The organism is Streptomyces sp. NP-1717, assembly GCF_022695985.1.
In the GTDB taxonomy this organism is placed as follows: Bacteria; Actinomycetota; Actinomycetes; order Streptomycetales; family Streptomycetaceae; genus Streptomyces.
The window spans coordinates 1-21897 of sequence record NZ_JAAPBF010000115.1 but is presented as its reverse complement, the minus strand read 5'-3'; the positions used below and the strand labels follow the sequence as shown (position 1 = coordinate 21897).

At 70.3% G+C, this 21897-nt stretch carries 18 protein-coding genes; 7 read left to right on the top strand and 11 right to left on the bottom strand.

Features of this window, described 5'->3' with window-relative positions; translation table 11 throughout:
• Positions 1–474: 474 nt before the first annotated feature.
• A complete protein-coding gene (locus tag GXP76_RS21925; RefSeq protein WP_242573284.1) occupies positions 475–3747 on the top strand; it encodes a family 78 glycoside hydrolase catalytic domain in 3273 nt (1090 codons plus the stop codon).
• 86 nt (positions 3748–3833) lie between these two features.
• Here GXP76_RS21925 and GXP76_RS21920 read toward each other — a convergent pair whose 3' ends face one another.
• From GXP76_RS21920 to GXP76_RS21890, 7 genes are read right to left on the bottom strand one after another with little or no spacing between them, the layout of a single operon-like run.
• Positions 3834–4871, bottom strand: coding sequence for a LacI family DNA-binding transcriptional regulator (locus GXP76_RS21920; protein WP_242573283.1), 1038 nt, complete (start codon positions 4869–4871; stop codon positions 3834–3836).
• A complete protein-coding gene (locus GXP76_RS21915; RefSeq protein WP_242573282.1) occupies positions 4871–6289 on the bottom strand; it encodes an L-fucose/L-arabinose isomerase family protein in 1419 nt (472 codons plus the stop codon). The genes GXP76_RS21920 and GXP76_RS21915 overlap by 1 nt, the downstream gene beginning before the upstream one ends.
• A 42-nt stretch (positions 6290–6331) precedes the next feature.
• The gene (locus GXP76_RS21910) at positions 6332–6652 is read right to left on the bottom strand and encodes an L-rhamnose mutarotase (protein WP_242573281.1); all 321 of its coding nucleotides are present in this window, start codon (positions 6650–6652) and stop codon (positions 6332–6334) included.
• 7 nt (positions 6653–6659) lie between these two features.
• Positions 6660–7757, bottom strand: coding sequence for a rhamnose ABC transporter substrate-binding protein (gene rhaS, locus GXP76_RS21905; RefSeq protein WP_242573280.1), 1098 nt, complete (start codon positions 7755–7757; stop codon positions 6660–6662).
• A gap of 36 nt (positions 7758–7793) precedes the next feature.
• The gene (locus GXP76_RS21900; RefSeq protein ID WP_242573279.1) at positions 7794–8801 is read right to left on the bottom strand and encodes an ABC transporter permease; all 1008 of its coding nucleotides are present in this window, start codon (positions 8799–8801) and stop codon (positions 7794–7796) included.
• On the bottom strand, positions 8798–9838 hold the full coding sequence (locus tag GXP76_RS21895) for an ABC transporter permease (protein ID WP_242573278.1): 1041 nt from the start codon (positions 9836–9838) through the stop codon (positions 8798–8800). The genes GXP76_RS21900 and GXP76_RS21895 overlap by 4 nt, the downstream gene beginning before the upstream one ends.
• Positions 9835–11415, bottom strand: a complete 1581-nt coding sequence (locus GXP76_RS21890; RefSeq protein WP_242573277.1) for a sugar ABC transporter ATP-binding protein — start codon at positions 11413–11415, stop codon at positions 9835–9837. The genes GXP76_RS21895 and GXP76_RS21890 overlap by 4 nt, the downstream gene beginning before the upstream one ends.
• Positions 11416–11666: 251 nt before the next feature.
• Between GXP76_RS21890 and rhaI the strand changes: the two genes are divergently transcribed.
• A complete protein-coding gene (gene rhaI, locus GXP76_RS21885; protein WP_242573276.1) occupies positions 11667–12836 on the top strand; it encodes an L-rhamnose isomerase in 1170 nt (389 codons plus the stop codon).
• Here rhaI and GXP76_RS21880 read toward each other — a convergent pair.
• Positions 12833–13165, bottom strand: a complete 333-nt coding sequence (locus GXP76_RS21880) for a trypco2 family protein (protein ID WP_242573275.1) — start codon at positions 13163–13165, stop codon at positions 12833–12835. The genes rhaI and GXP76_RS21880 overlap by 4 nt on opposite strands.
• A complete protein-coding gene (locus tag GXP76_RS21875; protein ID WP_242573274.1) occupies positions 13162–16053 on the bottom strand; it encodes an NACHT domain-containing NTPase in 2892 nt (963 codons plus the stop codon). Before GXP76_RS21875 ends, GXP76_RS21880 begins: the two co-directional genes overlap by 4 nt.
• 295 nt (positions 16054–16348) lie before the next feature.
• On the opposite strand from GXP76_RS21875, the gene GXP76_RS21870 reads away from it, so the two are divergent.
• Positions 16349–17053 carry a DUF5984 family protein gene (locus GXP76_RS21870; protein WP_242573273.1) on the top strand — a complete coding sequence of 235 codons (705 nt, stop codon included), beginning with the start codon at positions 16349–16351 and terminating at the stop codon, positions 17051–17053.
• A gap of 10 nt (positions 17054–17063) precedes the next feature.
• The gene (locus tag GXP76_RS21865; protein WP_242573272.1) at positions 17064–17864 is read left to right on the top strand and encodes a cobalt-precorrin-6A reductase; all 801 of its coding nucleotides are present in this window, start codon (positions 17064–17066) and stop codon (positions 17862–17864) included.
• On the opposite strand, the gene cobF is transcribed toward GXP76_RS21865, so the two are convergent.
• Positions 17821–18597, bottom strand: coding sequence for a precorrin-6A synthase (deacetylating) (gene cobF, locus GXP76_RS21860; RefSeq protein ID WP_242573271.1), 777 nt, complete (start codon positions 18595–18597; stop codon positions 17821–17823). The two genes, GXP76_RS21865 and cobF, sit on opposite strands and share 44 nt — an antisense overlap.
• A gap of 105 nt (positions 18598–18702) precedes the next feature.
• Here cobF and GXP76_RS21855 point away from each other — a divergent pair, with 105 nt between their 5' ends.
• From GXP76_RS21855 to GXP76_RS21845, 3 genes are read left to right on the top strand one after another with little or no spacing between them, the layout of a single operon-like run.
• Positions 18703–19422, top strand: coding sequence for a (Fe-S)-binding protein (locus GXP76_RS21855; RefSeq protein ID WP_242573270.1), 720 nt, complete (start codon positions 18703–18705; stop codon positions 19420–19422).
• On the top strand, positions 19419–20861 hold the full coding sequence (locus GXP76_RS21850; protein WP_242573269.1) for a LutB/LldF family L-lactate oxidation iron-sulfur protein: 1443 nt from the start codon (positions 19419–19421) through the stop codon (positions 20859–20861). Before GXP76_RS21855 ends, GXP76_RS21850 begins: the two co-directional genes overlap by 4 nt.
• On the top strand, positions 20861–21514 hold the full coding sequence (locus GXP76_RS21845) for a lactate utilization protein C (RefSeq protein WP_242573268.1): 654 nt from the start codon (positions 20861–20863) through the stop codon (positions 21512–21514). The genes GXP76_RS21850 and GXP76_RS21845 overlap by 1 nt, the downstream gene beginning before the upstream one ends.
• A 52-nt stretch (positions 21515–21566) precedes the next feature.
• On the opposite strand, the gene GXP76_RS21840 is transcribed toward GXP76_RS21845, so the two are convergent.
• A partial coding sequence (locus tag GXP76_RS21840) for a DUF309 domain-containing protein (protein WP_242573267.1) occupies positions 21567–21897 on the bottom strand: 331 nt, incomplete at its 5' end.

Sequence of the window (21897 nt, the reverse complement as noted above, 5' to 3'; positions counted from 1 at the left end):
GCCGGCCACCGCCGTCGCGAGGGCCAGGGAGGCGGAGAGGGAGGCGGACACACCGCGGCGGAACAGGCGGCGTCTTGGGGGAGATGTCACAGACATACGTCCTTGCGGCTCGTGGGGACTCTGCGGACGCGAAAAGGGTAGAAGTGGCGCCGCACGAAGTCTATGAATCTGTGCAAGAAATGAATGCCTTGCCAGAATCCCCATGCGATCCCGAGTGCCGTATTCCCGCTATATGCCTGCAAGTTGGTCTTACCGGCGATCTGCAGTGCGGTCAACGCCTGTGTCGGCGCCCGCACTTGGCGGGAGGCGTGAGTGCATCAGGTCCGCAAAACTCCTCTTGATCGAAGCAAGAATCGATGTTGTGGCGGACTCCCGTACCGGACTCCCGCGTGCCTCTTGTGAGCCCTCCGTGGTCGGCCCTACGATTCTTGACACTGGGCATGAAACGATTCAATCAAAGGGGCGGGCATGGGCATGGGCTGGACACGCAGAGGTCTCCTGGGCACCTCCGTGGTGGGCGCGGGCGCCGGAATCGTCTCACTCGCCGCGGGCCGGGCGGCCTCGGCCGCCACACCCGCGAAGGGCACTCCCCACGGCGACGGCGGCCTGCGCGTCGTCGCCCCGAAGGTGGAGTACGCGGAGCACGTCCTCGGCACCGACAACCCCGCCCCGCTCCTCTCCTGGGAGCTGACGGCCGACGGCCACGGAGCCCGGCAGAGCGCGTACCAGATCAGGGCCGCCACCGACCCGCGCGACCTCGCCAAGGGCCGCCAACTCCTCTGGGACACCGGCAAGGTGACCTCCGCGCGCGGCGTCGCCGTCCCCTACGCCGGACCCGCGCTGCCACCCCGCACCCGCTGCCACTGGCAGGTGCGCGTCTGGGACGGCGAGGGCGACGTGTCGCGCTGGAGCACCGCAAGCTGGTGGGAGACCGCCCTCGGCGACGAGAAATGGGGCGCCCGCTGGATCGGCGCCGACGCCCCCGCGGCGCCACCCGGCTTCGACGGCGCCTCCTGGATCTGGTCCGAGGGCGCCACCACCGGCGACGCCCCCGCCGGACCCGCGTGGTTCCGCGCCGCCCTCGATCTCCCCGCCGGCGACGCCGTCGCCCGCGCGACCTTTGTCGCCACCGCCGACGACGACTTCACCCTCCACCTCGACGGCGCTCAGGTGGCGCACGCGCCGCAGCAGCAGGACGGCTGGCGCACCGGCAGGACCGCGGACGTCACCGAGGCCGTCAAGGCCGTCAAGGCCGCCGGACGGCGCGTCGTCCTCGCCGCCGTCGCCACCAACCGCGGCGGCGCCTCCGTCAACCCGGGCGGATTCCTCGCCCGCCTCGTCGTGGAGACCACCGACGGGCGGACCCGTGAACTCGTCACCTCCCGCGACTGGCTGACCGTCACGAGCGAACAACAGGGCTGGCAGCGACCGGACTTCGACGACAGCGGCTGGACGACGGCCACCGTCCTCGCCCCGTACGGTGAGGGCCCCTGGGGCGACGGCGTCTCGATCTCGCTGCCCGAGGCGCCCGCGCCACTGCTGCGCCGCGAGTTCGCCGTACGCAAGCCGGTCACCCGCGCCCGCCTCTACATCAGCGGACTCGCTTACTACGTCGCCGAGTTGAACGGCCGGCCCGTCGGGGAGCAGGTCCTCGACCCCGCCTTCACCGACTACGACGAGACCGTCATGTACGCCGTGCACGACGTGACGTCCCTCCTGCGCGAGGGCGACAACGCCATCGGCGTCACCCTCGGCCGCGGTTTCTACGGCATGACCACCCCCAACGTCTGGAACTGGCACCGGCCGCCGTGGCACGGCGAGCCCCGCCTGCTCTGCCGGCTGGAGGCCGAGCACCCGGACGGCTCCCGCACCACCGTCGTCTCCGACACCGACTGGCGCATGACCGAGGGACCCACCCTCACCAACTCCCTCTACGCCGGGGAGACCTACGACGCGCGCCTGGCCCCCACCGGCTGGACACGACCCGGCTTCGACGACCGCGACTGGCGCGCCCCGGGCGCCCAGCAGGCCCCGAAGGGCGCCCTGCGGGCCCAGCCGCACGACCCGATCGAGATCATCGACACCATCACGCCCACCCGGATCAGCGAACTGCGCCCCGGTGTGTACGTGGCCGACATGGGCCGCACCACGGCCGGCTGGACCCGGCTGACCGTCAAGGCGGCCGCCGGCACGACGATTTCCCTCATCCACGGCGAGAAGCTCAAGGACGACGGCAGCGTCCACGCCGAGACCGGACACGTCCCCGGCCGCTTCCAGCGCGACGACTACATCTGCGCGGGCGGCGGGAAGGCCGAGGTCTGGGAGCCGTCGTTCTCGTACAAGGGCTTCCGCTACGTACAGATCGAGGGCCTGCCCGCCCGGCCCGAGCCGGCCGACGTGCTCGGGCGGACCGTCCACACCAGGGTCGACGAGGTCAGCGCGTTCTCCTGCTCCGAACCCTTCTACGAGACGCTCGACAAGGCCATGCGCCGCACCCTCCTCAACAACCTGCACGGCATCCCGACCGACACCCCCATGTACGAGAAGAACGGCTGGACCGGCGACGCGCAGCTCGGCGCGCCCACCCTCACCTACGGCTTCGGCGTCCACCGGTTCCTCGCGAAGTGGCTGGACGACCTGAAGGACAGTCAGAACGCCGACGGACAACTGCCGGTGATCGTCCCGAGCGGCGGCTGGGGGTACGGCGACCTCGGCCCGTCACCCGAGTGGACCACCGTCTATCCGTTCCTGGTGCGCGAGATGTACCGGGCGTACGGCGACGACCGCGTCGCCCGGCGGCACTGGCCGGTGCTGACCCGGTATCTGGACTGGGAGCTGGACCGTCTCGTGGACGGCCTGGCCGTCACCGCGCTCGGTGACTATCTGCCGCCCGGCTACGGCGGCAACCCGCCCGAGGACACCCGGCTGACGGCGAGCGCCTATCTGCACCGCGCCCTGGTGGACACCGCCGAGATGGGCGAACTCCTTGGCCACGACGACGTGGCCCGGCGCTACCGCACGGCCGCCGCGGGGCTCAAGGACGCCCTGAACGCGGAGTTCCTGAACGACGCCGGGCACTACAGCACGGCAAAGGACCCGGACTACCGGCAGACCTCCAACGCGATCCCGCTCGCCTTCGGTCTCGTCCCCGCCGGGGCCCGCGCGTCTGTCGTGGACAGCCTCGTCGCCGACATCACCGCACGCGGCAACCACCTCAACACCGGCGCGCTGGGCACCAGCGTGCTGCTGCGTGTCCTGTCGGCACACGGCCACCCGGACATCGCGCACGCCATCGCCACCCAGCGCACGTACCCGAGTTGGGGCTACTGGTTCGACAACGGCGCCGACACCATGTGGGAGATGTGGCAGCTCGACTCCCGCTCGCGCGACCACTACTTCCAGGGCACCGTCGCCCAGTGGCTGTACGAGAACGTCGCCGGACTGCGCCCCGGCGACGACGGCTACCGCACCTTCACCGTCCGCCCGGACGCGCGCACCGGGGTCAGCTGGGCGCGCACCTCGATCCGTACGGTGCGCGGGCCGGCCTCGGTCGCCTGGTCCAAGGTCGGCCGTGACCTGCGGCTGACGGTGAAGGTACCGGTCGGGTCGAGCGCCGAGATCCATGTGCCGGCCGACCGGAAGGACAAGGTGACGGCGCCGAAGGGCGCCACCTACGTCCGTACGGAGCCCGGCTTCCAGGTGTACCGCGCCGACCACGGGGCGTGGGACTTCGTGGGCCGCGGCTGACCCGGCGCCCGAACCCGGCCGCCGGGCGGTCACATCCAGCCCGCCCGGCGCTTGAGGGCACAGGTGGAGAGCCTGGTGTCGGAGCGTCAGCTCCGGTGCGCGCCGCCGGCGCGCGGCATCGAGGACTCCCGCACCACCAACTCCGGTTGCAGCACGATCCGCTGATGCCGGTGGTCGGCCGCGGACTCGCCGGTCTCCTCGATCAGCAGCTCCGCCGCCAGCCGCCCCATCTGCGCCGCGGGCTGCCGCACCGATGTCAGCGGCACCGCGGCGGCCGACGCGAACTCGATGTCGTCGTACCCCACCAGCGCCATCTCGTCCGGGACGGAGACCCCCGCCCCGTACATCGACTGGAGCACTCCCAGGGCCAGCAGATCGTTCGCGCAGAACACCGCGCTCGGCCGGCTGTGCATCCCCAGCAGCCGCGCGCCGGAGTCACGTCCCGCGGAGACGTCCAGCCGCTTCGCCTCCACCACCCGCAGCCGGTCGGCCGGCAGCCCGGCCTCCTCCAGCGCCAGCAGCGCGCCCGCCCGCCGGTCGCGGCACTGCGAGAGATGCAGCGGCCCGCACACGTACGCGATGTCGGTGTGCCCCTGGGCGAGGAGATGGCGCATCGCCAGCGCCCCGCCGGTGACATCGTCCACGGACACCGAACAGCCCTCGTCGCTCGACACCACCCGGTCCACGAAGACGAACGGGATGTCCTGCCGCCGGAAGCTCTCCAGATTCCGGCCGGTCTCGTCGGTCGGTGTGATCAGCACGCCGCGCACCCGCTGCTCGCTGAAGAGGCCCAGGTACTCGGCCTCCTCGCTGCTGCTCTGCGCGCTGTTGCAGAGCATCACCCCGAGCCCGGACCCGCGCGCCACCCGTTCGGCGCCGGTGGCGACGTCCACGAAGAACGGGTTGGCCATGTCGAGCACCAGCAGCGCGATGATGCGGCTGCGGCCCGCGCGCAGATGACGGGCGGACTCACTGCGTACGTAACCGAGCCGCTCGATGGTGGACAGCACTCTCGCCCGTGTCTCCTCGGCCACGGAGTCCGGCCGGTTGATCACGTTGGACACCGTGCCGACCGAGACGCCCGCCACCCGGGCGACGTCCTTGATACCCACCGCTTGCGCCATCAGTCAGTGACCTCCACCAGCTCCAGACCGCTCAGACCGCCCAACGCGCGCAGCTCCGGAATGATGTCGCCGGTGGCGAGCGCCCAGTGGTGCCCCACTCCGCTCGCACTCCACGCGTCGGTCCACTCGCCCGGGTCGCGGCCGAAGTCGACACGCGAGGTGGTGTTACCGATTTCCAGCAGCGGGCCTTCGACCACTTTACCCACCGCGGCGACCAGCCTGTAGCGACCGTCCCTGGACTGGCCGAGTCCCACCAGTGTCACCGGTCCCCGCCGTACGTCGCACTCCACGGAGACGCCCCAGCCGCGCTTGCCGTGGTAGACACCGAGACCGCGCAGCACCGGGCGGCGCGCGCAGACTGTCGGGTTGGCCGGCCCGTCGTGGCCCATCTCGACCACGCCGTCCCGGAAGTTCAGCGCCTGGAGCTCGGTGAACGTGCCGCCCGCGCCCAGCCGGTCCGTGATCAGCATCGCGAGTGACGTGCGCAGCTCGTACTCCCCGCAGGCGGGGACACCGCGCGCCGTCAGCAGCGAGGAGCCGAGGATCATGCCCGCGCCGAGGCGTTCGTGGATCTCTCCCTCCAGGCCCCGGTGGTAGTACGCCAGCGAGTCCAGCCCGAAGTCGTCCACCAGCCGGTCGAGACCGACGGACACTCTGGCCGCCCACACCAGGTCCTCCTCGACCACGGAGTCCGCGATCTCGAACGCCGCGCGGGTCTCGGCCAGCTTCGCCCCCACCGCCGCGTCGTCGGCCTTCATGGCGCGTACGCGCAGGTCGTCGAATTCCAGGACCTCCACATGGCCGCCGAGATTCGCCGGCACCATCGTCAGATCCGTCGACACGTCGTACATGCCGGGGTACAGATGACCCATCAGACCGTGCCGGCCCTTGCGCAGCACCCCGCGCACCCCGGCCGCCCCGATCCATCGGCCGATCCGCTCCCACGCCCGCTCGTCCTCCAGATACCCGGACACGGAGCGGAAGGGCACCCCGACCCGTTCGAAGGCGTTCGCCATCTCCGGCAGGGGACAGGCACCGCAGTACGCCAGCCACTCGCCGGTGCCGAACGTCGCGTGGTCCATCGCCTCGGTGGGCTGGAGATTGACGAGCAGCACCGGCGCGCCGCTGCGCTGGGCGACGGGTACCAGCATGGTGGCCGTCATGTAGGTCGTGAGGAAGCCGACGATCAGATCGCAGTCGGCGGCGCGCAGCTTCTCGGCCGCCGCCGCGCCCTCCTCGGCGTCGGAGATGAATCCGGCGTCCACGACCTCGGCGTCGAATCCGGCCAGACGCTCCGTCACCCGCGCCGCCGATCGGCGCAGTTGGGGCAGCAGGCCGGGGAACTGGGGCCAGTACGCGCCGAGTCCGCCGGAGACGAGGCCGATCCGGGTACGGCGAGGCGTGGTCGGTGCGTTCATGGTCGCTGCCCTCACTCTCCTGGCTGTCGTGCGGTGATCACCTCAGTCGAGGTGGAAGATCTCGGTGAGCGGGACCATGGCGTCGTCCGGTCCCGCGCCGTCGAGCGACTCGAAGTACGGCGCCATCTCCGCCTGCCAGCGGGCGTTGACGTCCGTCGCCGCCATCGCCTCCCGGGCCGCCGCGAAGTCATCGGTCTCCAGGTAGCCGACCAGCAGCCCGTCGTCGCGCAGGAAGAGCGAGTAGTCGCGCCAGCCGGCGGCGCCGAGCGCCGCGAGCATCTCGGGCCAGACGGCCCGGTGACGCTCGCGGTACTCGGCCAGCCGCTCCTGCCTGACCTTCAGTACGAAGCACACACGTGGCACGGGGACCTCAGAAGTCGAAGTCGCCGATGTTCTTCTCGTCGAAGACCGTCGGCGGGCCGAGGATGATCTCGCCGTCCTTGCCGACCGTGTACTCACCCAGGTCGCCGGCCTTGAACTTCTCGCCCTCGGCCCCGGTGATCTGCCCGGACGCCAGAGCCGCCGCCGCGTACGCCCCCAGGTAGCCCAGCTCCTTCGGGTTCCACAGCGAGAACTGTTCGAGTGTGCCGTTCTCGATGTACTTGCGCATCTGGTTGGGCGTGCCGAGGCCGTTGAGGACGACCTTCCCCTTGTAGGAGGAGTCACCGATGTAGCGCGCCGCCGCCGCGATGCCGACCGTCGTCGGCGAGATGATGCCCTTCAGGTTGGGGTACGCCTTGAGCAGGCCCTGCGTCTCCTGGAACGACTTCTGGTCGTCGTCGTCCCCGTAGGCGACCTTGACCAGCTTCATGTCCTTGTAGGCGGGCTTCGTCAGCTCGTCCTTCATGAACTTGATCCAGGTGTTCTGGTTGGTCGCGTTCTGCGTCGCCGACAGGATCGCGATCTCGCCCTTGTTGCCGAGCTGCTCGGCGATGTTGCGGACCTGGCTGCGGCCGATCTCCTCGGAGCTGGCCTGGTTGATGAAGAGCTGACGGCAGTCCTTCGCGGTGTCGGAGTCGTACGCGACGACCTTGATGTCCTGCTTCATGGCCTGCTTGAGGGGGCCGCACACCGCGTTGGGGTCGTTCGCCGCGATCAGGATCGCGTCCTGCTTCTGCTGGATGAGCGTGTTGATGTACGACACCTGCGAGGACGCGTTCGCGGTGGACGGGCCGACCTCCTTGCCGGTGGCGCCGAAGTCCGCCGCGGCCGCGATCCCCGCGTCGTCGACGATCTTCTCGTACGGGTTGTTGATCTGCTTGGGCAGGAAGGCGATCTTCAGGCCCTTCTTGAGCGGGGCGTCCGGATTCGCCTTGGCGTCGCCCGCCTTGGCCGGGCCGTCCTCCTTCACGGAGTCCTTGGTGGTGCCGGAGCAGCCGGTCACGGCGAGCGTCAGGGCACAGAGCGCGGCGGACGCGGCGACGGCGCGGCGCCGGGTGCGGGCCTGCGACAGCGTGGTGGGTGTCACGGTGGGTGCCTTTCGGGAGGGTCGGAAAGGGGGAAGTCAGACGGCGGCGGAGACCGGGACGGATTCCTCGGCCGCCTTGCGCCGGTGCCGGCGCTCCGCGACCACGGAGACGATCCGCGGTGTCAGCACGGACGCGACGAGCAGCAGGCCGGTGACGATCACCTGGATCTCGTTGGAGATGTCGTTGAGGGTCAGCAGATTCGTGAGGAGCCCGATCAGCAGCACTCCGGCGACGGCGCCGCCGAGCGTGCCCTTGCCGCCGTCGAAGTCGACGCCGCCGAGCAACACCGAGGCGATGACGACCAGTTCGAGCCCCAGCCCGTTGTCGGCGCGCGCGCTGCCGTAACGCAGGGTGTAGACGATCCCGGCGAACGACGCGACGAGACCCGACACCACGAACAGCGCCAGCTTGAGCCGCTTGACGCGGATGCCCGCGAACCACGCGGCGTCCTCCTGGGCGCCGATCGCGAACAGCGAACGGCCGAAGCCCGTGCAGTGCAGGGCGATCGCCGTACCGACGGCGAGTACCGCGAACAGCGCGACCGGATACGGGACGAAGGTGCCGGGCACCGTCTCCGTGTACGCCGCGTACCGGGCGTACGTCTCCGGGAAGTCGGCCACCGCCTCGTCGCCGAGGATGACGGACGCCAGCCCGCGGTAGAGCGTGAGCGTGCCGATGGTCACCGCCAGCGAGGGCAGCCCGACCCGGGTGACGAGCCAGCCGTTCAGCAGCCCGCCGACGGCGCCCGCCAACAGACAGACGGGCACGATCAGTTCGAACGCGAAGCCCGCCTGCCAGAGCGAGCCGGCGAGCGCGCTGGACAGCCCCAGCATCGAGGCGACGGAGAGATCGACCTGCCCGGCGACCACCAGCAGGGTCATCGGCAGCGCGATCAGGGCGATCTCCGAGACGTCACCGAGCGCGGCCGAGAGATTGTCCGTGTTGGCGAACCCCTCGGTGGTGCCGCTGCCGGCGAGGAAGACCGCGATCAGCAGGATGCCGACCGCCGTGTCCCAGCGCAGATACTTCGTCAGTGCGGTCATCGCCGGCTCCTCTTCCTGAGCGCGCTGGTGGTACGCACCTGCAAGACGCGGTCGGTGGTGATGGCCGCGAGCAGCAGTACGCCGGTGATGGCCTGCTGCCAGAAGGAGTCGACCTTGAGGACGACCAGCGCGCTGCCGATGGTGGTGAGCAGCAGCGCGCCGAGCGCCGCGCCCCAGACGCTGCCCGTGCCGCCCGTGATGGCGACGCCGCCGACGACGACGGCGCTGACGACGGTCAGCTCCCAGCCGTTGGCCGCGTCCGCGACGACGGTCCCGAAGCGGGCGAGCCACAGCGCGCCCGCGAAGCCCGCGATCGCGCCGGAGAACGCGTACGCGGCCAGGATCCGGCGCCGTACGGGAATCCCCGCCAGCCGCGCGGCGTCCGGGCTCGACCCGATCGCGTACAGCTCACGCCCACTGCGGTACGTGCGCAGGAAGTAGCCGGTCGCGGCGAGTACGGCGGCGGAGATCAGCGGCAGATAGGGAATGCCGAGGACACTGCCGGAGCCGAGGGCGAGCACCCCGTCGGGCACGTTGACGGCGTTGATCTGCTCACCGTGCGCCCACGCGTGGTCGATGCCCTGGATGATGTAGAGCATGCCGAGCGTCACCACGAGCGCGGGCACCCGGCCGAAGCTGACGAGCGCGCCGCTGACCAGTCCGCAGACGGTGCCGAGCCCGATGCCCAGCAGGACGACCGTCGTCGCGCTGTGGTCGGTGCCGGAGACGAAGTGGCCGCACGCGAAGGCGGTGAGACCCACGACGGAGCCGACCGACAGGTCGATGTTGCGGGTGATCACGACGACGGACTGACCGACGGCGAGCAGTACGAGGATCGAGGAGTTGAGCAGCAGGTCCTTGATGCCCTGGTCGTCGAGGAAGCCGGGGTTGGCGATCCAGGTGCCGAGGACGAGCAGCACGAGCGCGCCGCCGATCGCGATCTCCCGGGCGCGGAAGACGGCGTCGACGAGCGAGCGGGCCGACCGGCCTTCCTCGGCCCCGGCCTCCGGCGTGGGCTTGTCGAGAGTGGTGGTCATGAGGTCGGCTCCTTTGCCGCCGTGCCTCCGGCGCCGGCGGGCGCGCCGCCCGGGGTGGCCGACGCGTCCGGCGCACGACCGGTGGCCGCGGCCATCACGGTCTCCTCCGTCGCCCGCTCGCGGGGTATCTCGGCGGTGAGCCGTCCCTCGTGCATCACGAGGATCCGGTCGGCCATGCGCAGCACCTCGGGGAGATCGGACGAAACCATCAGGACGGCGAGTCCGTCCGCGGCCAGGGACGAGAGCAGCCGGTGGACCTCGGCCTTCGTACCGACGTCGATGCCCCGCGTGGGCTCGTCGACGATGAGTACGGCCGGGTCGGTCGCCAGCCACTTCGCGAGGACGACCTTCTGCTGATTGCCGCCGGACAGTACGGACACCGGATCGGTCAGCTTGCCGTACTTGAGCTGGAGCCTCACCGCCCAGTCGGCGGCGCGCCCGTGTTCGAGTGCCCGGCTGACCAGCCCCCGGCGGCGCACACCGCGCAGCCCGGTCAGACCGATGTTCCGCTCGATGGACATCTCCATGACCAGTCCGCGCAGCCGGCGGTCCTCGGGGACGAGCGCGAGCCCGGCGTCCATCGCGGCGGTCGGTGAACCGGCGGGCAGCACACGGCCGTCGACCCTCACCTCACCCGCGTCCGCGCGGTCCACACCGAAGACGGCCTGCGCGACCTCGCTGCGCCCCGCGCCCACCAGCCCCGCCAGGGCGACGATCTCACCCCGCCGTACGTCGAACGAGACGTCCCTGAAGACTCCTTCGCGGGTCAGCCGGTTCACGGACAGCGCAGTCGAACCGGGCTCGCCCGTCTGCTTGGGATACAGGTCGTCCAGATCCCGGCCGACCATCCGGCGCACGAGGTCGTCCTCGGTGAGTCCGTCGAGCGGTTCGGAGGCGACATGGCGGCCGTCGCGCAGGGTGGTGACGTGCGAGCAGAGGCCGAAGATCTCCTCCAGCCGGTGCGAGATGAACAGCACCGCCGCGCCCTCCTCCCGCAGCGTCCGCACGACGGAGAACAGCCGGGCGGTCTCGCCGCCGGTGAGCGCGGCCGTGGGCTCGTCCATGATCAGGACGCGCGCGTCGAAGGAGAGCGCCTTGGCGATCTCGACGATCTGCTGGTCCGCGATGGACAGTCCGCGCGCGGGGCGCCGCGGGTCGAGCGCGACTCCGAGTCTGCTCATCAGGCCGGCGGTCGCGCGGTGTACGGCCTTGCGGTCGATGCGCCCGGCGGAGCGCCTGGGCTGGCGGCCCATGAAGATGTTCTCGGCGATGGAGAGATCGGGGAAGAGCGTCGGCTCCTGGTAGATGACGGCGATTCCGGCGTTCCGGGCGTCGGCGGGGCCGTGGAAGACGACGGGCGCGCCGGCGAGCAGGATGTCTCCCTCGTCGGGACGGTGGACTCCGGCGAGGGTCTTGATGAGGGTGGACTTGCCCGCACCGTTCTCGCCTGCCAGGGCGTGGATCTCACCGGGCCGCAGATCCAGCGAGACGTCGTGCAGGGCCCGTACGGCTCCGAAGGATTTGGAGACTCCCCTCAGCGCCAGGACAGGGGCCGGGCCCTTGTCGGGCTTTTCCATGGCGGGCTCCTCGGCGGGGCTGGGTGTTCGGTGGTGTGCGCGACTCACTCATGAAAGGATTCAACTTTTCCGGAAGCTAGACGGGCGGAGCGGTTCGCGTCAATGGGCGTGCACCGGAAACCCTCGCCTTTTCCGTGTGAAGGGGCGGTGCCTCCCCGGTGGGCGGGTCGGGCTCTTGACAGGCTGGTCGGCCCAGCTCATCATCGCCCTTGATGAATCGATTCATGGTCTGCCGAATGGAGCGTTGAGAGATGACGAGCCGATCCGACATCTCCGCCGTGCGGGCGGCCCTCGCGACCCAGGCCGTCGAGACGCCGTCCTGGGCGTACGGCAACAGCGGTACCCGGTTCAAGGTCTTCGCCCGGCCCGGCGTCCCCCGTACCCCCGAGGAGAAGCTGGACGACGCGGCCCGCGTCCACGCCCACACCGGCGTCGCGCCCACCGTCGCGCTCCACATCCCCTGGGACAAGGTCGACGACTACGGCGCACTGGCCGCGTACGCCCGCGAACGCGGTGTGCGGCTCGGCACCGTCAACGCCAACGTGTTCCAGGACGACGACTACAAGCTCGGCAGCGTCTGCCACCCGGACGCGGCGGTGCGCCGCAAGGCACTCGGGCATCTCATGGAGTGCGTCGACATCATGGACGCGACGGGGTCACGGGACCTCAAGCTCTGGTTCTCCGACGGCACCAACTACCCGGGCCAGGACGACATCCGGGCCCGCCAGGACCGTCTCTCCGAGGCGCTGGCCGCGGTCTACGAACGGCTCGGCGACGACCAGCGGATGCTGCTGGAGTACAAGCTCTTCGAGCCCGCCTTCTACGCCACCGACGTCCCCGACTGGGGGACGGCCTACGCGCACTGTCTGCGCCTCGGCGAGAAGGCCCAGGTGGTCGTGGACACCGGGCACCACGCCCCCGGCACGAACATCGAGTTCATCGTCGCGATCCTGCTGCGGGAGGGGAAGCTCGGCGGGTTCGACTTCAACTCCCGCTTCTACGCCGACGACGACCTGATGGCCGGCGCCGCCGACCCGTTCCAGCTCTTCCGGATCATGTACGAGGTGATCCGGGGCGGCGGCTTCACCCCGGACATCGCCTTCATGCTCGACCAGTGCCACAACATCGAGGAGAAGGTCCCCGCCGTCATCCGCTCGGTGATGAACGTTCAGGAGGCCACGGCCAAGGCGCTGTTGGTGGACGCGGAGGCCCTGGCCGCCGCCCAGCGGGACGGTGACGTCCTCGCGGCGAACGCCGTGCTGATGGACGCCTACAACACGGACGTACGCCCGCTGGTGGCCGAGGTCCGCGCCGAACTGGGCGCGGACGCCGACCCGGTGGCGGCGTACCACGCGTCGGGCTACGGGAAGAGGATCGTGGCCGAGCGGGTCGGCGGGGAGCAGGCGGGGTGGGGCGCTTAGGCGAAGGCAGAGACGTCCGCCTCGGGGCCGTCGTTGCCGATCTCCCAGTCTCCGCCGGTGCGGGCGTTCTTGGGCTTGAGCGTGAACGCGACCTTGTGGGTGTGGGCGGTGCCACGGCCCGCGTCGGTGTCGGCGGAGACCACCCAGGCCTTCACGCCACCCTTGACGCGGGTGTCGTGCCGCAGCTCGACGGCGAACTCCATCTGAATCTCGCCCACATCGAACCGGAGATCCTGACCGGCACCGGTCGCCGCGGCGGCCATGAGCTGGTCACGGACGGTCTGGACGGCTTGGGTGAGGTCGACGCGGGGGAGGTTGTCGGGGGTCATGAAGGGTCCTTCGCGGGTGTGTGACGGCGGACGGACATCGATTCGTCGCCGATGACGCGTACGGCGTCACCGGTGACCGAGACCCTCACCTGGGGAACCCAGTTCAGCGCCGAGAGGTCCACGGTGACGAGCTCATCGGACTCCAGATGCAGGACCAGTTGCCGCAGGTTGGGGAAGAGCGCCCGAAGCCGACCGGCGTCGGTGTCCCCGTCGATCCGCACGACGAGTTGGAGCCTGGTCACGGACGGGAAGACGGGCAGGCCGGCGGGCAACGGCAGCGGGCCCGGCTCCGCCGGGCCCCCGAGGACGCTGAGCGTGAGCGAGCGGAGGTTCGTGGCGGCGCCGAATCCGGACAGCTCCCGCGACGCCGGCACCCCGTGCAGGCTCAGCTTCTCCAGACCGAGGTCCCCGACGCCGCTGTAGTCGTTGATGCGATGGCACGACACCAGCGTCAGATCGGTCAGCTGAGTGCCGCTCCCGGCGAACGCCTTGAGACTCTTGATCCGGTTGTTGTCGAAGACGGAGACCTTTTCGGCGCCCACCGCTCGGACGGCAGCCGCCATTCCCTCCGGGCTCAGATCGCCGTTGAACGTCACATCGGGCGCCGATCCCACCAGATGCAAGGCCGCGAGCTGCTCCGCCGAGTGCACCGCGATCGTCAGACCGGTGGTGACGATATGGGCGAGAACGAGTTCGGCGAAGGTCTTCGTGGCGAACGACGCCCAGGAGTAGACGAGTTCGACCCGAACGCCGTGCGCCGGATGGGTCGCGTACTCGCGCAGTACCTGCAATGCGTGCTCTCCGCCGATCAGTTGCGCGGTTCTGACGACTGCCGCCGCCTCCACGTCCGACAGACCCTCGGGTCCGGGCAGCAGATCCAGCACGAGCGGGCCGGCATCGGCAAGCCGGTTCGCTTCTTCCTCGTTCTTGGGCGGGATCAACGCGGCGGCCCGTCGCTCGACCTCGGTACGGACCTCTGGATCGAGACTTGTCGCGTGCTCCAGACTCGCGGCGGCCAGCAGATGAATCCGGGCCATGATGTTGTGCGAGGTCTCGGAGACGGCGTCCCCCAACGCCATGAGCTTGGTGAGCAAAGCGGCCCGTTCACTGTCCCGAGCATGACCGACGGCCATCCGGACGATGTCTTCCCACTGCGCCTCATGGGCATGTGAGGCGATCATGTTGATGTCCTGTGCCTCGACGGCCGCACGCGCCCCCAGGTAGTCCAGAAACGTCCGATGAATGAAGTCCACCGTGCGCGCCGTCGGGGCGCGCAGGAGCCCGCTTCGGTGCAGCAGGAACCGGAAGACCTGTGGAGCGTCCTCGGGCGTCGCCACCTGCGGCATGGCCGGCAGAAGCCGGGCGATCAGCCCAATCACGTCATCCTGTTCCGCCTCCGCGATCTCGTTGCGGATCATCCAGTAGGCGATCTCCTGAAGGATTTTCTGCTGCTCTTCCTCGGCAACTGTCAGACCTTCCGGCGCTCCGATCGCCCGTTCGTGGTCGCGCCGCACCAGGAGCATCGTCAGGGCCGCGCCGTACAGCTTCATCCTGTTGTCCGGCAGGAACCCGCGCCGGTCGCGGTGCAGGGCGCAGATCATCGCGCACATGAGGGGGTTGGTGGCGAGCCGGGCCAAGTCCTGCTTCCTGGGCAGCGTGGACAGTAGCTGCTGCTCGTACGCGTCGAGTTCACTTCGTTCGGAGTCGCGCCGGGTGATCGAGCGCGCTGTGGTGTGCCAACGGCGTACGAACGCTGTGACGTCCCGCCGGTTCATCGGCAGCAACTGGAACTCGGTGAACTCCTTGCGGCTCAGCCACTTGTCATCGACTGCCGTCGGCCTGGTGGTCACCACGACGGCTGTGTGCTGATAGGCGGCGAGCAGCTTGACGAGCCACTCTTTCGTTCGTGCCCGGTCAGCCTCCGGCATCTCGTCCACGCCGTCCACGAGAAGGAGCCCGCGTCCCTCCGTGAGCACCGACTCCATCCATCCGGCGGGCGGACTCAGCGGATGCCCTGCCGCGCTGAGGAAGTCTTCCGGCGCGGGCAGTGCCGCACCGCGCACCAGCGTGCGCAGCGGCAGGACGACGGGGATCCGTCCACCGAGGTGGGTGAGTTGGCCGGGGAACGAATCCCGCGCGGCGTTCACCGCCAGCCACTGCACGAGTGTGGTCTTGCCGGATCCGGCCGCGCCGCGCAGCAGCACACGCTGCCGGTCGCGCAGGGCCGACTCGACCCTACCCCGCTCGGGGGGCGCGCCTTCCCCGCCCTCTCCGTGGACGAGTTCGAGACTGAGATAGGCGGAGTCGAGGGGCCACTGGGCATGTTCGGACCGGCTGAAGTCCAGGCCGAAGATACTCAGTTCGCCGAATGTGTCCGTGACATAGGCGCGGTACCGATCCTCGAACGAGGCCGAGTGGTCTGGGGTTTGGCGCAGCGTAGCCAAGCGCAAGGGGTTGCCGAGATAGGCGCTACAGATGCCGACGAAATCGGGCAGTTCAGGCAGTCTTTCCAGGGGCAAGGCAGTGAGACGACTGTGCTGCCAGCCCGAGAGGTCTTTGGTGACCACGCCGATGAGGTGTCTGCCGGAGAAGAGTGGTGCGCCGGACATCCCGGCCCACGGCGACTCCCCGTCTTCGCGTGCGGCCGGAGGGGTGCCGCCCCCCTCCACGACGTACTCGTCCCGCATCCTGCTCGAACCCGGCTTGATCGTGCCGACGAACTGCTCGGTGTCCAGCTTCTGGCCGTCGTACCGCGATACTTGGGGAAAACCGAGGGCGTAGCAGTTCAGCAGCGGAGCAAGACCGTCTATACGGGCGAACAGGCTGGTTTGAAACGCCTCTGCGGCATCGGGTGTCACCAGGTCTTCTTCCGCGAGCAGCAATGCCACGTCGTCCCCGGACCTCCTGCCGGACCACAAGGTCCGGCAGCGGATACGTCCACGCCCGTCCGGCACCACCACCGTCGTCTCGGTGCCCACGTCCAAGAGATGCCGCGCGGTAAGGACAACGCGTGTGGAGAGTAGATACCCGCTTCCTTGCGTAACCCCGAACACGGCGGCGATGCGTTCCCTGATGGTCCCTGGTCCTCCCGATCAATAACGGCTCCCCGATCCGTCGCCGTTCCCCAAGGTCCACCCTATGACGGCCCGTTGAGGAAACAGTCTGATCTGGGAGACTCCGGGAGTGATCCAATTCCGGTTCGGGCTGACACCCGTGAAGGACATCCGGCCGTGGGGTGGCGAGACACCCTCACTGAACTGGTTCAGCCTGACCGATGGCTGGTACGACATCGAGGCCGACGGCCACGACTTGTGCCGTTACGGCGACGGCACGTACGTCGACTACTACGTGGTCCGCCTCTGGGAAGACGTGCTCGACGGGCTCCCCGATGCACTGGATCCGGTGCCGCAAGACCTGGTCGCGTTCGTCGCCGGTGACCACTCCGCCTGGCGGTCCGGCGTCTCTCCGGAGACCGAGGCGGCGGCCACCTGGTACGGCCAACACAGCCTCGACATGGGGTACTTGCGGTCCACGCCCCACATTCGCTGGTGGCGGACCGTGGGAAAGGAATCCGGCGCCGACCTCACCACTGTGACCTGGACCGACGCTCAGGACGAGGACCACGGCCGCGTCACCGTCCCGACATCCGCCTTCATCGACGCCGTGACCGCCTTCGACCGCGACCTCTTCGCCGCCATGGAGGACCGCGTCACCACCCTGGAGACCACCGGACCCCCACCCGGAGTCGCGATCGACCTCCCCCACCTCCGCCGTGAGCAGCGGGACCGGGCGACCTGGCTCAGCCGCGCCCTGGGCCGCACGTGCGACACCGACTGGGCTGCCGTACGCGCCGGGGCCCGCCTGCTTGTCCCCGTACCGCCCCCGTAACCTCGGCCCTATGCCCGACGCCCCGCGCGACCTGCGCGTGCTCATCCTCGGCGGCACCACCGAAGCACGTCGCCTCGCCGACGCGCTGGCCGTCGCCCCGCGCGTACACGTCACCACCTCCCTCGCCGGGCGCGTCACCGACCCGGGCACCCTCGCCGGTGATGTCCGCGTCGGCGGCTTCGGCGGGCCCGGCGCGCTCGCCGCGTGGCTCCGCGGGCACCGTGTCGACGTACTCGTGGACGCCACGCACCCCTTCGCCGCCACCATCAGCGCCCATGCCGCCCTGGCGGCGGCCGACTCCGGCACCGAACTGTTCGCGCTGCGCAGGCCCGGCTGGCCGGCCGACCCGCGCGACCGCCGTCACCCCGTCCGCTCCCTCGCGGACGCCGCCGCGCGACTCCCCGCCCTCGGTGTGCGCCGAGTCCTCCTCACCACCGGCCGTCAGGGTCTCGCCGCGTTCGCGGGTCCCGAACTGGACGGGCTGCACTTCGTCGTACGCACGGTGGAGCCGCCCGGGCCGCCCCTGCCCCGCAGCACACACATCCTGCTCGACCGGGGCCCCTACACCCTCGCGGGCGAGAGAGCGCTCCTGCTGGAACACCGCGTCGACGTCGTCGTCACCAAGGACAGCGGCGGGTCCGCCACCGCCGCCAAACTCACCGCCGCCCGCGAACTCGGCCTGCCCGTGGTCATGGTCGAACGGCCGCCCGCGCCCGACGGCGTCCCTGAAGTGCCCGACGTACGAGGCGCGCTGGCCCGGCTGGGGCTCAGTCCCGGGGCGTGTCCCGCCGCAGCAGATACGTGTCCATGATCCAGCCCTTGCGGGCGCGGGCCTCCGCCCGCAGCTCCACGATCCGGTCCGCGACCTCGGACAGCCGCCCCGACACCAGGATCTCGTCCGCCGTCCCGACGTACGCGCCCCAGTGGATGACAGGGTCCTCCGCCAGGTAGTGGCGGAAGGACTGATGCCCGTCCAGCATCACCACCACGTCGTCCACCCCCTCCGGCCACGCCTGCGCCAGCCGCCGGCCGGTGGTGATCTGCACCGGGCGCGCCACCCGGTTCAGCCCTGTGCGGTGCTTGGCGAGCAGCGCCGAGACGCTGCTGACGCCGGGGATCACCTCGTGTTCGAAGCCGACCGTGGAGCGCGCCAGGATCTCGTCCAGGATGCCGAGCGTGGAGTCGTACAGCGCGGGATCGCCCCACACCAGGAACGCCCCGGTCTGGTCCTCGCCCAGCTCGTCGGTGATCATCCGCTCGTAGATGTCGGCCCGGCGGCTGCGCCAGTCGCCGACGGCGGGGGAGTAGTCGGCGCCGCCCGCCGTACGGTCGCGGTCCGGGTCGCGCGCCTCGACCAGCCGGTACTCGCGGCCCTCGGCGATGTGCTCGGCGAGGATGGCGTGCCGCAGCCCGATCAGGTCCGCCTTCGCCTCGCCCTTGTCGAGGAGGAAGAACACGTCCACCCGGTTCAGCGCCTTGACCGCCTGGAGGGTCAGCTGGTCCGGGTCGCCCGCGCCGATGCCGATCACATAGATCTGTCTCACCGGCCCGAGTCTGCCTCATGACGCGGAAGGCTCGCCGCCCGCGTGAATACATCGGATGACTACGGGGTCTTACGTTCGTCGCAGGTCACCGCATATGCTCCGGCCATGCGTGTCGCCCTCTTCGTCACCTGCGTCAACGACGCGGTGTATCCGTCCACCGGGATCGCGACCGTGCGGCTCCTCGAACGCCTCGGAGTGGAGGTCGATTTCCCCGAGGCGCAGACCTGTTGCGGCCAGCCCCAGTTCAACACCGGCTACCGCGCGCAGACCGAGCCGCTCGTGCGCCGCACGACCGCCGCCTTCGAGGGGTACGAGTACGTGGTCACCCCCTCGGGATCCTGTGCCGCCATGGTCCGGCAGCACTACCCGAAGATCGGCGACGCCTCCGCGGCCTCCCTCGCCTCCCGCACCTACGAGCTGACCGAATTCCTCGTCGACGTGCTCGGGGTGACCGACGTCGGCGCCTACTTCCCGCACACGGTCACCTACCACCCGTCCTGCCACGGACTGCGCATGCTCGGGCTCGGCGACAGACCCCGCCGCCTCCTGGAGGCCGTCGACGGACTGGAGCTGCGCGAGCTGCCCGGCGCCGACGAATGCTGCGGATTCGGCGGCACCTTCGCCCTCAAGAACTCCGATGTATCGACCGCCATGGGCCAGGACAAGGTCAGCAACGCCGTCTCCACCGGCGCCGACGTCCTGTGCGGCGCCGACAACTCCTGCCTCATGCACATCGGGGGCGTCCTGCGCCGGGAAGAAGCTCCGCTGCGCGCCCTGCATCTCGCCGACATCCTGGCGAGCACCCGAGAGGAGCCCCTCGTATGAGCGGGACGTTCATGGGTATGCCGTCGTTCCCGCGGGCGGCCAAGGAGGCCGTGCACAACAAGACCCTGCGCGGCAATCTGCGCCACGCCACCCACACCATCCGCGACAAGCGCGCCAAGGCGGTGGCCGAACTCGCCGACTGGGCCGAGCTGCGCGAGGCCGGGAAGCAGATCAAGGACCACACGCTCCGTCATCTCGACCGCTACCTGGTCCAGTTGGAGGCCAAGGTCACCGCCGCCGGCGGCACCGTCCACTGGGCGGCCGACGCCGACGAGGCCAACCGGATCGTCGCCGACCTGGTGAAGGCCACCGGCGAGAGCGAGGTCGTCAAGGTCAAGTCGATGGCCACGCAGGAGATCGGGCTCAACGAGGCCCTGGAGGCCGAAGGCATCGCGGCGTACGAGACCGACCTCGCCGAACTGATCGTCCAGCTCGGCGACGACCGGCCCTCCCACATCCTCGTCCCCGCCATCCACCGCAACCGCGGCGAGATCCGCGACATCTTCCGCGAGAAGATGGCCAGTTGGGGGCGCGCCGCACCCCATGGGCTCTCCGACACCCCGGCGGATCTCGCCGAGGCCGCACGGCTCCACCTCCGCGAGAAGTTCCTGCGCGCGAAGGTCGGCATCTCCGGCGCCAACTTCATGGTCGCCGAGACCGGCACGCTCGTCGTCTTCGAGTCCGAGGGCAACGGCCGGATGTGCCTGACCCTGCCGGAGACACTCATCTCCGTGGTCGGCATCGAGAAAGTGGTGCCCACCTGGCGCGATCTGGAGGTGTTCCTCCAGACGCTGCCCCGCTCGTCGACGGCCGAGCGGATGAACCCGTACACCTCGACCTGGACGGGCACCGCCGACGGCGACGGACCGCGCACCTTCCACCTCGTCCTCCTCGACAACGGCCGCACCGACACCCTCGCCGACGAGGTCGGCCGCCAGGCACTGCGCTGCATCCGCTGCTCGGCGTGTCTCAACGTCTGCCCGGTCTACGAGCGGGCCGGCGGGCACGCGTACGGCTCCGTCTACCCGGGACCGATCGGCGCGATCCTCAGCCCCCAACTCCGGGGCACGCGGAGCGAGATCGACGCCTCGCTGCCGTACGCCTCGTCGCTCTGCGGCGCCTGCTACGAGGTGTGCCCGGTCGCCATCGACATCCCCGAGGTACTGGTCCATCTCCGCGAGCGGGTCGCCGACCAGGGCGGCAAGGGCCACCGGGTCGAGAAGGCCGCGATGAAGGCGGCGGGCTGGGTGCTCGACCATCCCGGCGTACTGGGCGCGGGGGAGCGGGCAGCGTCCAGGACCCGCAGGCTGCACCCGTCGAAGCTGCCCGGCGCGGGCGCGTGGACACGGAGCAGAGAGCTGCCGGAGATCCCCGCGGAGCCGTTCCGGGACTGGTGGAAGAAGAACCGCAAGCCGAAGACGGACGGGAAGAAGCCGTGATGACCACCGACCCGTCCGCCACTGCGGGAAACGGCTCGCGCGAGCGCGTCCTGGCCCGGATCCGCGCCGCCGTCGCCGACGCGCCCGAGGTCCCCGAGGTCACGCGCGACTACCTCGACACGCACACCCCCGACTCCGCCATGGTCGACCTGCTGGCCGAGAACCTCGCCGACTACCGCGCCGTCGTCCACCGCACCGACTCCGCCGGGCTCACGGAGCTGCTGGGGCGCCTGCTGGCCGAGCACGGCTCCCGTACGGTCCTGGTGCCGCCGGGCCTCCCGCCGTCGTGGCTCGCCGCCGCCGACCCGACCCGGATCCACGACCGGGAGGCGTCCACCGCCCAGGAGTTGGACGAGGTCGACAGCGTCGTCACCGGCTGCGCCGTGGCCATCGCGGAGACCGGCACGATCGTCCTGGACGGCGGCCCCGACCAGGGCCGGCGCCGTATCTCACTCGTACCGGACCATCACATCTGCGTGGTCCGGGCGCCGGAGCAGGTCGTCGCCTCCGTACCGCAGGCGATGCCCAGGCTCGACCCGACCCGCCCGCTGACCTGGATCTCCGGCCCTTCGGCCACCAGCGACATCGAGCTCGACCGGGTCGAGGGTGTGCACGGTCCCCGCACGCTGGAGGTCGTCCTGGTCGAGTCCTGACCCGGCCTGACCCGACCGGACGCGGGTGTGTCCGGGCCCCCTGTACGGGAGTTCACCCACCGCCCGCCGGCCGCGTCAGACGCGGCGCCTCGGCGGCGGCGTCCACGGTGGTGTCCTCGACCCGGTCAGCCAGGCGGTGGGCCCACGAGGTCAGCCCCGGGACATCGATCCCGTACGGCGCCTCGTACCCCGCAATCCGCTCGGCGCCCCGCAGCAGCAGCCGCACGCCGCCGGTCGGATTGCCCCGGGCGGCATGCGTCAGCCCCACCGCGAGCTGCGCCATACCCCGCCACAGCGCCTCCTCCTCGGCGGGGCCCGACTTCCACGCGTCCTCGAACACCTCGTGCGCGTGGAACGGCATCCCCGCGTCGAGCAGCCGCTGA